The sequence below is a fragment of the Pseudomonas antarctica genome (assembly GCF_900624995.1).
Taxonomy (GTDB): domain Bacteria; phylum Pseudomonadota; class Gammaproteobacteria; order Pseudomonadales; family Pseudomonadaceae; genus Aquipseudomonas; species Aquipseudomonas antarctica.
Window position 1 is genome coordinate 18,934 of record NZ_UYXQ01000045.1, and the last position, 9,715, is coordinate 28,648.

The 9,715-nt window shown below is 59.4% G+C and carries 11 protein-coding genes; 8 read left to right on the plus strand and 3 right to left on the minus strand.

Annotated elements, in window-relative coordinates:
* Nucleotides 1-65: 65 nt before the first annotated feature.
* The 4 genes from E0F99_RS19015 to E0F99_RS19030 all read left to right on the plus strand — a co-directional run bounded on the left by E0F99_RS19015 (nt 66) and on the right by E0F99_RS19030 (nt 2,211).
* Nucleotides 66-347: a hypothetical protein gene (locus E0F99_RS19015; RefSeq protein WP_083358506.1), complete on the plus strand. Its 282-nt coding sequence runs from the start codon at nt 66-68 to the stop codon at nt 345-347.
* 265 nt (nt 348-612) lie between these two features.
* Complete coding sequence (locus E0F99_RS19020) at nt 613-1,248, plus strand: 2OG-Fe(II) oxygenase (protein ID WP_083358507.1); 636 nt, start codon at nt 613-615, stop codon at nt 1,246-1,248.
* Nucleotides 1,238-1,507 carry an Ada metal-binding domain-containing protein gene (locus E0F99_RS19025; RefSeq protein ID WP_083358508.1) on the plus strand — a complete coding sequence of 90 codons (270 nt, stop codon included), beginning with the start codon at nt 1,238-1,240 and terminating at the stop codon, nt 1,505-1,507. Before E0F99_RS19020 ends, E0F99_RS19025 begins: the two co-directional genes overlap by 11 nt.
* Nucleotides 1,504-2,211 (plus strand): 2OG-Fe(II) oxygenase, encoded by a 708-nt coding sequence (locus E0F99_RS19030; protein WP_197679965.1) that lies wholly within the window; start codon nt 1,504-1,506, stop codon nt 2,209-2,211. Before E0F99_RS19025 ends, E0F99_RS19030 begins: the two co-directional genes overlap by 4 nt.
* Before the next feature lie 78 nt (nt 2,212-2,289).
* On the opposite strand, the gene E0F99_RS19035 is transcribed toward E0F99_RS19030, so the two are convergent.
* Entirely contained in the window at nt 2,290-2,526 is a 237-nt protein-coding gene (locus E0F99_RS19035; protein ID WP_232000065.1) for an XRE family transcriptional regulator, read from the minus strand.
* Nucleotides 2,527-2,694: 168 nt separating this feature from the next.
* Here E0F99_RS19035 and E0F99_RS19040 point away from each other — a divergent pair, with 168 nt between their 5' ends.
* Entirely contained in the window at nt 2,695-3,300 is a 606-nt protein-coding gene (locus E0F99_RS19040) for a cysteine hydrolase family protein (protein ID WP_083358510.1), read from the plus strand.
* 104 nt (nt 3,301-3,404) lie between these two features.
* Here E0F99_RS19040 and treS read toward each other — a convergent pair whose 3' ends face one another.
* The gene (treS, locus tag E0F99_RS19045; RefSeq protein ID WP_083358511.1) at nt 3,405-5,471 is read right to left on the minus strand and encodes a maltose alpha-D-glucosyltransferase; all 2,067 of its coding nucleotides are present in this window, start codon (nt 5,469-5,471) and stop codon (nt 3,405-3,407) included.
* Nucleotides 5,472-5,851: 380 nt separating this feature from the next.
* Between treS and E0F99_RS19050 the strand changes: the two genes are divergently transcribed.
* Nucleotides 5,852-6,712 carry a S1 family peptidase gene (locus E0F99_RS19050; protein WP_162276189.1) on the plus strand — a complete coding sequence of 287 codons (861 nt, stop codon included), beginning with the start codon at nt 5,852-5,854 and terminating at the stop codon, nt 6,710-6,712.
* Nucleotides 6,713-6,809: 97 nt separating this feature from the next.
* Here E0F99_RS19050 and E0F99_RS19055 read toward each other — a convergent pair whose 3' ends face one another.
* Nucleotides 6,810-7,580 (minus strand): AraC family transcriptional regulator, encoded by a 771-nt coding sequence (locus tag E0F99_RS19055; RefSeq protein ID WP_083358513.1) that lies wholly within the window; start codon nt 7,578-7,580, stop codon nt 6,810-6,812.
* 177 nt (nt 7,581-7,757) lie between these two features.
* On the opposite strand from E0F99_RS19055, the gene E0F99_RS19060 reads away from it, so the two are divergent.
* Both E0F99_RS19060 and E0F99_RS19065 read left to right on the plus strand, forming a co-directional pair.
* Complete coding sequence (locus tag E0F99_RS19060; RefSeq protein WP_083358514.1) at nt 7,758-9,383, plus strand: APC family permease; 1,626 nt, start codon at nt 7,758-7,760, stop codon at nt 9,381-9,383.
* Nucleotides 9,384-9,395: 12 nt separating this feature from the next.
* On the plus strand, nt 9,396-9,715 hold a 320-nt coding region (locus tag E0F99_RS19065; RefSeq protein WP_207303088.1), incomplete at its 3' end, for a proline racemase family protein.

A 9,715-nucleotide genomic window follows, 5' to 3' on the forward strand; every position in this document is an offset into this window, starting at 1 on the left:
CGCGTTGCGTTCGCCATACAGTCTACGCGGACGAATCCGCGGCCCACCCAAAAAGGTCAGTCACCATGTCTTACGCTTATCAGGGTATTGCCAGTGTTATCACGGCCTCTCGTCACGTAGGAACACAATCGGATGAACACCTCAACGAGTCGGTCAATATTCAACTCACCAGCGGCGGCAAGCCGACGATCGCGCGCTTGAACTTCGACACGCCGCTTCAATGGCCCGGCCACCCCAACGTTGTCGTGGTCAACCTGCCGGACGGCTCGTCGGTGGGGGGTGTGATCGCCGACATTGAAAAATCAGCCGACGGCCCTGGCTGGGTGACGTTTACAGTGGATGACTAAAGCCGCCTGACTTAAACCTGAACCAAGCAGGGGAACCACTGGAGGGTGATCACCCGTTGTCTACTGCACGCGTGAAGTCACACGCTTTTCACATCGATCTCACAAAGCTACTGCCGCGAGACGCCTCGCGTTGGGCGTGGCGCTAAACGCTTACAAGTCCTGTGTCAGCGGGCGTGTAAATGGACGATTTCCAGCGCAAGAACCGGAGTGTCCGCGACTCAATGGCTTCCTAAACTGGCTCATATGCACAGTGACTGAGGCCACCATGACCAGCATCCCCCACGCCATCGAGTGCCTTGACTGGCAAAACATCCGCTCGCAACTCGACCAAGACGGCTTTGCAGTCCTGGACGGTTTTCTTGAGCCGCTCGATCTGCTTGAGCGTGACTGGGGTGCAACCTTCGACAGCCTCAGGCATGGGTTTTATCCCTACCTGGCGCGGATCTCCAACCAGTGGAACCCGCTACTTCAATTGCCTTATCGTTACCCGCCGCAACTCCACCAGTTTCAAGCACAATGCTTGGCGGCTGGGCAGCGGCGGGAACGCTCTCAGCTCATGTGCTTACGTGAGGATGACTCGCTGCAGATTCGACAAGACGCTGATGGCGAGCATGTGTTTGCGCTTCAATTGGTGGCGGTGCTGTCGTCCCCCGGCAAAGACTTCACCGGCGGAGAATTTGTTCTTATAGAGCAGCGACCCCGGATGCAATCACGCCCGATGGTGGTGCCGTTGCAGCGCGGCGATATCGCAATCATCGCCACGGCTCAGCGTCCGTTTAAAGGCAGCAAGGGCTACTACCGCGTCAATATGAAACATGCCATCAGCCGGGTCACAAGCGGTGAGCGACTGGGGTTTGTGCTCAGTTTTCATTTTGCCCCAGGGCCAGGTCATGACGGCTAAACACGTGTGGATGCTGATGGGCAGCGACGGCACACGCTACCCGAGCCTGCAGGCCGCTGCGTTCGGTGGCCACCGTCGCGGCAAACGCTACGGCACACTTGATTGTCGCGCAGCGCTGCAGGCTATCGCTCGCGGAGGCTATGTGAAAAACCGCGTATTTTTTCTCGACCAAGCCTGCGCCGTCGCGGCGGGATATCGTCCTTGTGCGGCGTGTATGCCAGTCGAATATCGTCAATGGAAAACTCAGGCTGCCTTATGAACATTCAAACTGACGTAGAGAGCATCAATTGGCCAGCGGTTGATGTCGCGTTGATGAACCACGGTTTTGCCCTGCTCCCGCGGTTGCTGACTCGGCAAACCTGCCAACAGTTGGCGGCGCTCTACGCAGATGAACAGCGCTTTCGCAGCCGTATTGTCATGGAGCGCTACGCGTTTGGCCGGGGCGAATACCAATACTTCAGCTATCCCCTGCCGGAAATCGTCGAAGACCTTCGAACTCGTCTGTACCGACAGCTTGCGCCGCTCGCCAACCGTTGGCATTCGGCGCTGAAGATCAGTGAGCGGTTCCCGCAAACCCACAGCGAGTTCAAACACCGCTGTCATCAGGCAGGCCAGTGCAGACCCACGCCGTTGATGCTGCGCTACCGGGAAAATGACTACACGTGCCTGCACCAAGACCTGTACGGCGAGCAGGTATTTCCCTTCCAGGTCGTGTTCCTTCTGGACCAGCCAGGGCTGGACTTCGACGGCGGCGAGTTCGTCCTGACCCAGACGGGCCCCAACAAGCCGGGCCGGGCTGAAGTCATCCGCCTGGAACAAGGCCAGGCATTGGTATTTGCGGTGAACAGCCGCCCGGCGCGCGCCACACGAGGGTTCTGCCGAGTGAGTGTGCGTCACGGCGTAAGTCGCCTGCATCGTGGTGAGCGCAGAACGCTCGGGATTATTTTCCACGACGCGAAGTGATAATCTCACTGTCGGCCCCTACTCTGCACCCTTCACCGGTTGCTCCATTGCAGCGTATAAGCCTGGCGTTGAGCGCTGTCAGTGAATCAGTTCCTTCGCCTTTTCCAGGCATTCGGATGCGCTGTCCAATGCCTGCGCCACGTTTGCCAAATAATCGGCACGCGCAAATCTGATCCCGTTGTCATAGCGTCCCTGAGCGTTTATTGCCACGCCACCGATGTGTCCAATCGCAGCGTGCGAAAAACCGAGCCTCACCCGCTCCACCTTCAATCTCGCACCGATGCTCACACCTGCTTCCCATAGAAATTCGGACATTCGTAAGCGGTTTTTCGTGGTGCCTTAGTTCCAGTGAAAAATACCGCCACGCACCTTTGATTGATCTACGATTAAAGGCCTGATGCGGCCGAGGTGATGCAATCAGCTAAGGTTCACAGGCGCAACGCCGTGTGATGACGAATAAATCCTATTTATCGGAGAGCTACCATGGACCCGCACACCACCGCGATTGTTTTGATCGAATACCAGAACGACTTCACCACTCCCGGCGGGGTCTTCCATGATGCGGTGAAAGACGTCATGCAAAAGACCAACATGCTGGCGAACACCGCCACCACCATCTCGCAAGCACGCAAGCTTGGCGTGAAGATTATCCATTTACCGATCCAGTTTGCCGACGGTTACCCTGAGCTGACCCTGCGCGCCTACGGCATCCTCAAAGGCGTCGCCGACGGCAACGCCTTTCGCGCCGGCCGCTGGGGCGCTGAGATTACCGATGCTCTGACACGTGAGGCCGCAGACATCGTCGTTGAGGGCAAACGTGGGCTGGATGGGTTTGCCAGCACCGGCCTGGACCTGGTGCTGCGTAACAATGGCATCAAGAACCTGGTCGTCGCAGGCTTTCTGACTAACTGCTGCGTCGAAGGCACCGTCCGCTCGGGTTATGAAAAAGGTTACGACGTGGTCACATTGACCGACTGCACCGCGACGTTCAGTGATGAACAACAGCACGCAGCCGAGCAGTTTACGCTGCCGATGTTCTCGCAAACGCTGCAACACACCGCGTTTTTGCAAGCGCTGAAGGCCCAATAAACAAGGGGCGACTCATTGTGAGTCGCCCCTTTTTCAGTGCTTTGTGTCACCCGCTCGGCGCGTACTGCAGTTCACCCTTCAAGCGGTGCCTTACCACACGGCCCTCAAAGCATCGGCGAATGGCTGACCACGCGCAACGCCAGCCCCTCATACGCATCCAATGTGATGGTGAACTCGCCCTCGGCGGTGAGATCGCCCTCCACCCGTTCATTGATGATGTCCACCACCGGCCCCGGTGCGATATTGGGCAGGTGCAAGGTCTCGGTGATCGCTGTGGCGCCGAAGTTAAGCGCGGTAATCTGCGTGCCCTTCCCGGCCGGCAATTCGTGAACCATGATCAGCAAGCCTGGATGTTCGACATCCGGCACCAGAATCTGCCGGCTGGCGGCGATCCCGTAGGCACTGCGCACCGCAAGAATTTTTTGCAGTTGCGAGGCAAACGACTCCGGGTCCTGCAACTGGCTGTTGAGGCTGCCGTACAAGGTTTTCGAGCGTGGCATCTGCCCAGCCGATCGCTCGGCATCCGGGTTCAGGTCCACCAAGTCGTAGGCCCCGCGATGCACCCAGCGGGTATCGCCATCGACCATCAAGTGCGCGACTTCATCGGCGGCCAGCGGCAGCGCACCGACCAAATCCCAGCCCGACAAGGCAAACACCCCAGGCTGCATGGCGTTGTACATCACCAACAGCAAATGGATCTGGCGGATCTGCTCGATATCAGTCGGTGTAATCGCCTCAAGGTCGCGAATGCCCAGGGCGGCCGTGATGATGCTGGCGGTGGTGCAAGACACGCCATTGGTGACAAATTTGAGGTTATACGGCGCATGCTCGCCGGCCAAGCGTTCGTACATCTGCTCGCGGATATGCTCGCGCAGGATGTTGCCGGGGAAGGTCTGCCCCTGGAAGAGGTAACTGTCGTGGGCATGCAAGGTCCAGAAATGCACCAGTTCCAGGGTCAACTCATCGTGATTCTGCAACGCATGGATCAGCGAACCCGGGTCAATGCCCTGGCTGTGCATCTCGCGCAGCATCAGGCGCAGGAACTCGGTGTCGCCCATCAGCAATGCGTGCTGATAGGCTGGGCGCGTGATGAAATCATAGGACAGGTCGGCGCCGCCGTGAGACATCGCGGCGATATCGTCGACGGTGAGGTTCAACTCTTGAAAACTGAACCCACCGGCCTTGCGAATCGCACCGCCGAGCAACTGGTTGCCGGTGATCGACAGCGGATGGCTTTCCGACCAGGCCGTGCCATCCAGTTTGCGCTCCACACCGAGGAAGCCGTTGGCGTCCAGGCGTAGAATCTTGGCGCCCATCACATCAATCGCATGCAAGGCGTCGCCAATAATCATTTGTTGCGCGGCAAACGAAGGGTCCAGCCAATTCAGCGACGGCTGGCCTTCCTTGAAGTAATGCAAGTAGACCCAGCGCCGCGGCTTGCCATCCACCCCCATGACCACCGGCGTCGCGCTCCAGTCGGTTTCCTTTACGCCAGGCTCGAAGAAGATCACCCGCTGTAACTGGCCAACGATGTAATGCTTGTCGCGCAGCGCGTCCACCTGCAGCGGGCCGAGGTTCTGTGCGTCACGGCCCTCGGCGACATCGGGCAACAACGGCCAGTCTTCCTCGCGGATTTCGACCATGTGGTAGAGCCCGGGGTAGTCCTCATACGCCATCTCGGCCAGGCGAAAATCGGCGCCCTTACCGGTATGCGATGGGATCACATCATCGATGATCACCGCATTGTGCGCAGCCGCCATGCGTGTCAGCGCCTGCAACTGCGCCTCGGTCCCCAGTTGCGGGTCGATTTCAAAACTGATGCGGTCGAAATTGCCGTCGATGGTCGGCGTATGCCGCGTGCCGCAAAGCCCGCCGGACTTTTTCAGCGGACCGTTGTGAATGCCTTGGATGCCGATCTTCGACAGCGCGTGCCACAGGCTTTCATCCCCCAGCGCCTCAAGCACCGTGCCATTTTCACGGGTCACAATCGAGGCTGGGTAGGCCGTAAACCATACCGACGACAAGGCTGAGGCATCACGCGGGCGGGTATGCGCATACGGCTGTTGCCATAGACGCCCTTGCCCGGAATAGAGCTTGGCGCGCTGACGCGCCGCATGCAGCATCGATTGCTCAACCAGCCAGTTCACATGATCGTTGTCCGCCGCCGTCATAAGCCCATTACCTGTGTGCGTGAAAAGGTTACTCGTAAGCATAGGAGCGGCGACGGGCGCGATTCGTTGCATTAACCGCGCAGGGTCAGCACAGAAACCCGATTCGGCTGCTGAAAAAATCAATCCGCACGCGCAGCCTGAGGGGCACCTGGCGACCCGACGGCCACAGCAGGTTGAAGGTGACGGCGTTCTGTCAGTTGCACACAAGGTTGATTGGCTATGGCGGACCGCAGGCCGTGTCGTTTTAGTTTGCAGGTCGTTTCCCCTACTGGTCGAGCAGTGTGTCCTGCGCGTGTTTAACGATCAATGGCGTTATTTAGTTATTGATCATGCTGACCGTAAAGAACGCACTATCACCCAGCCCACTAGGAGATCCTGACATGGACAACAACGCCAATCGCTCGGCTCTATATCGCCTTTTTCATAGCGCTAAAGGGTGGCTACTGAGCGCCATTACCTTAGGCGCCAGCGCTTTCCCCTGCATCTCTCACGCCATCGTCGGTGGCATTGACGCGGCCGATGGCCGTTTTCCGTTCATGACAACGATTCAATTCAAAGCGTCCGGCGCAACCCCTCTGGAGCGCCATGGTTGTGGCGCCTCGCTGATCTCACCCACGTGGGTGCTCACCGCTGCCCACTGCCTGGTCAATACAGAGCCTTCGCAGATCGAGGTCATTGTCGGTGCTACCCAACTTAGCCACACACAACAGGGACAGACTGTGGCCGTGAAAACCATTGTCTCTCACCCCAAGTTTGAGCAAGCGCTTGTCTACGATATAGCGCTGCTGCAACTTGAGCGCGCTGTCACCGGTGTTGCCCCGATGCACCGAGTGGCCAGTGCGCAGCGATTGGAAGACAGCGAGAAGACAATGATCGCCGCAGGCTGGGGTGACACCGCACTGCCCGCAAGTGCCGACCGGTTACAACAGGCTTCGATGCCGCGCATCTCCGATGCTGAGTGCACAGCGTTCATCCCGAGCCTGAATTCGCAGACGAGTTTTTGCATCGGTGTCTTGGCAGCGGGAGGACCGTTTCCCAGTAATGGCGACTCGGGCGGTCCGGTATTTATCAATCAACCTGGAACAGGGTTTATACAGGTGGGGGTGGTAAGCCAGTCCGTTGTTATCGTTCGACTGTCCAATCCCGAGGTCGCACAGTTCGTCAGCGATACCCTGAAGTCCGGTGGCGGCTGGGAATCTAACCTGATGCTGGTGATTGCCTATCTGATGGGCTTGTGGTGATTGCCTGGTTGACGGTGGTCAACTTGCTGAAACGCCATCGGCTCGGCAGAGGCCAAAACCCTGGCTGCAACGGTGTGCAAACCAAAAGCCACCGCCGTTAAAGGGAACCTCCCGTCGCCTGCCGATACTGCCTCGGCGTAAACCCGGTCAGTGCCTTGAACTGGCGGGTAAACGCGCTATGGTCGGTATAGCCGCATTGCAGCGCCACGTCGGTGATCGGCAGGTCGGTGTGCAACAACCGATGCGCATGCTCCAGGCGCACCTTCTGGATCATCTGCCGAGGCGTGAGGTGGAACACGCGCTTGCAGTAACGCTCCAGCTGTGCCACGGAAATTCCGGCGATGCGCGTCAGTTCACCGAGGCTGACGCGTCGGTTGAAATGCGTGCGGATGTACTCGTCCACGGCGGCCAGGCGCTGGTACGCCGGGTGGGTTTCGCTGGCCGATTGCAGGTCGACCGAGATACCCGCCAGGCCGATGATCTGGCCATCATCACTGTACAGCGGCCACTTGTGCGTCAGGCACCAGCCGGGTTCGCGAGTGCCATACAAATGCAGTTCAAGCTGATCCTCGAGCACAAACCCCTGCTCCAATACGCGCCGATCCTGCTCGGTATAACCCGGCCCCAGTTGCGCCGGGAACACCTCGGCGCTGGTCTTGCCCAACAGCGGTTGCAACTGCCTGAGACCGCAGCGTTGCACCAGCGTGCGGTTGGCGAGCACGTAGCGGGCCTCAATGTCCTTGATAAAAATCGCGGCATTCGGGATCACGTCCAAGATCGGCAACAGCTGCGCCACCCCGGCCAATAGCTGTTCGATGTTGTGGGGGCGACTGGCCTGAAAAAGGCTCGCAAATGCGCTCGGCAACATGGCGTGGTCTTCCCATTTTTTTAGCAGATTGCCCCAAGCCGGCGTGGCTGTCGAGCGCGAAAAACTGTGCCGAATTCGTCATCCACACACGCGCAAAACATCAATCGCCATCGCCTTTGCTGGGTTCAGGATAGCGCCACTACCTGCCTATCCAATAACTCACAAGAAGGCGCCGCCATGTCTGCTCAAGGCAAGTTCAAAAAACAACTTTCACTGATGGACCTGACCTTTATCGGGCTGGGCGCCATCTTTGGTTCGGGCTGGCTGTTCGCGGCCAGCCACGTCTCGGCCATTGCCGGGCCGGCGGGCATTATTTCCTGGTTGATCGGCGGTTTCGCCGTGCTGCTGCTGGGCATCGTTTACTGCGAACTCGGCGCCGCCCTGCCGCGTGCCGGTGGTGTGGTGCGTTACCCGGTGTATTCCCACGGCCCGCTGCTGGGCTACCTGATGGGCTTTATCACGCTGATCGCGTTTTCAAGCCTGGTGGCGATTGAAGTGGTCGCCTCGCGCCAATACGCCGCCGCGTGGTTTCCCGAGCTGACCAAGGCCGGTTCCAGCGACCCGACCACCTTGGGCTGGCTGATGCAATTCGCCCTGCTGTGCCTGTTCTTTGTCCTCAACTACCGCAGCGTAAAGACGTTCGCCATCGCCAACAACTTGGTAAGCGTGTTCAAGTTCATCGTGCCGCTGCTGGTGATCGGTGTGCTGTTCACCTTCTTCAAACCGGCGAACTTTCAGGTGCAGGGTTTTGCGCCGTTCGGGCTCTCGGGCATTGAGATGGCGGTGTCAGCTGGCGGGGTGATCTTTGCTTATCTAGGCCTGACGCCGATCATCTCGGTGGCCAGTGAAGTGAAAAACCCGCAACGCACGATTCCAATTGCATTGATCCTGTCGGTGCTGCTGTCGACGGCGATCTATGTACTGCTGCAAACCGCGTTCCTCGGCGGCGTACCGACCGAGATGCTCGCCAACGGCTGGGCCGGGATCAGCAAGGACCTGGCGCTGCCTTATCGCGATATCGCCTTGGCACTGGGCGTAGGCTGGCTGGCCTACCTGGTGGTCGCCGATGCGGTGATCTCGCCCAGCGGCTGCGGCAATATCTACATGAACGCCACCCCGCGCGTGGTGTATGGCTGGGCGCAGACCGGCACGTTCTTCAAGGTCTTCACGCGTATCGACGAAAAATCCGGCATCCCGCGCCCGGCGCTGTGGCTGACCTTTGGCTTGTCGGTGTTCTGGACCCTGCCGTTCCCGTCCTGGGAAGCGCTGATCAACGTGGTATCTGCCGCGTTGATCTTGAGCTACGCCGTCGCTCCGGTGACCGTCGCCGCGCTGCGCCGCAATGCACCGGGCATGACGCGGCCGTTCCGGGTCAAGGGCATGGCGGTGCTCGGCCCGCTGTCGTTCATCATCGCCGCGCTGATCGTGTACTGGTCCGGCTGGAGCACCGTGTCGTGGCTGCTCGGCCTGCAGATCCTGATGTTTGTGGTGTACCTGCTGTGCGCACGCTGGGTGCCGACGGCGCACCTGAATATCAAGCAGCAAGTGCGTTCGTCGGCGTGGCTGATCGGCTTCTACGCGGTGACCATCCTGCTCTCCAAACTCGGCAGTTTTGGCGGCATCGGCGTGCTCAGCCACCCGTTTGACACGCTGGTCGTCGCGGTCTGCGCCTTGGGCATTTATTACTGGGGCGCCGCCACCGGTGTGCCTGCACACCTCGTGCGCCTGGAACATGAAAACGACGAAAGCGAAACCGTCAGCGAACCTCACCATGCTGTGCCCTTGTCCCCGGCCACTCACTGAATGGAGCGTTTTATGAAGCGCCTGCACGTTATTGACTCCCACACCGGCGGCGAACCTACACGGCTGGTGATGAGCGGGTTTCCCGAGCTGAGGGGCACCACCATCGCCGACCAGCTCAACACCCTGCGCACCGAGCACGATCAATGGCGCCGCGCCTGCCTGCTCGAGCCGCGAGGCAATGACGTATTGGTCGGCGCGCTGTATTGCGAGCCGGTCACGCCCGGCGCCACGTGCGGGGTGATTTTCTTCAACAACGCCGGGTACCTCGGCATGTGCGGCCACGGCACTATCGGGCCGGTGCCCTCGTTTCCCCACTTGGGGGCTACCCACCC

Bases quoted from the DNA above. Each gene is read 5' to 3' on its own strand.
- E0F99_RS19015 (WP_083358506.1), top strand. From the start codon at position 66: ATGTCTTACGCTTATCAGGGTATTGCCAGTGTTATCACGGCCTCTCGT.
- E0F99_RS19020 (WP_083358507.1), top strand. From the start codon at position 613: ATGACCAGCATCCCCCACGCCATCGAGTGCCTTGACTGGCAAAACATC.
- E0F99_RS19025 (WP_083358508.1), top strand. From the start codon at position 1,238: ATGACGGCTAAACACGTGTGGATGCTGATGGGCAGCGACGGCACACGC.
- E0F99_RS19030 (WP_197679965.1), top strand. From the start codon at position 1,504: ATGAACATTCAAACTGACGTAGAGAGCATCAATTGGCCAGCGGTTGAT.
- E0F99_RS19035 (WP_232000065.1), bottom strand. From the start codon at position 2,526: ATGTCCGAATTTCTATGGGAAGCAGGTGTGAGCATCGGTGCGAGATTG.
- E0F99_RS19040 (WP_083358510.1), top strand. From the start codon at position 2,695: ATGGACCCGCACACCACCGCGATTGTTTTGATCGAATACCAGAACGAC.
- treS (WP_083358511.1), bottom strand. From the start codon at position 5,471: ATGACGGCGGCGGACAACGATCATGTGAACTGGCTGGTTGAGCAATCG.
- E0F99_RS19050 (WP_162276189.1), top strand. From the start codon at position 5,852: ATGGACAACAACGCCAATCGCTCGGCTCTATATCGCCTTTTTCATAGC.
- E0F99_RS19055 (WP_083358513.1), bottom strand. From the start codon at position 7,580: ATGTTGCCGAGCGCATTTGCGAGCCTTTTTCAGGCCAGTCGCCCCCAC.
- E0F99_RS19060 (WP_083358514.1), top strand. From the start codon at position 7,758: ATGTCTGCTCAAGGCAAGTTCAAAAAACAACTTTCACTGATGGACCTG.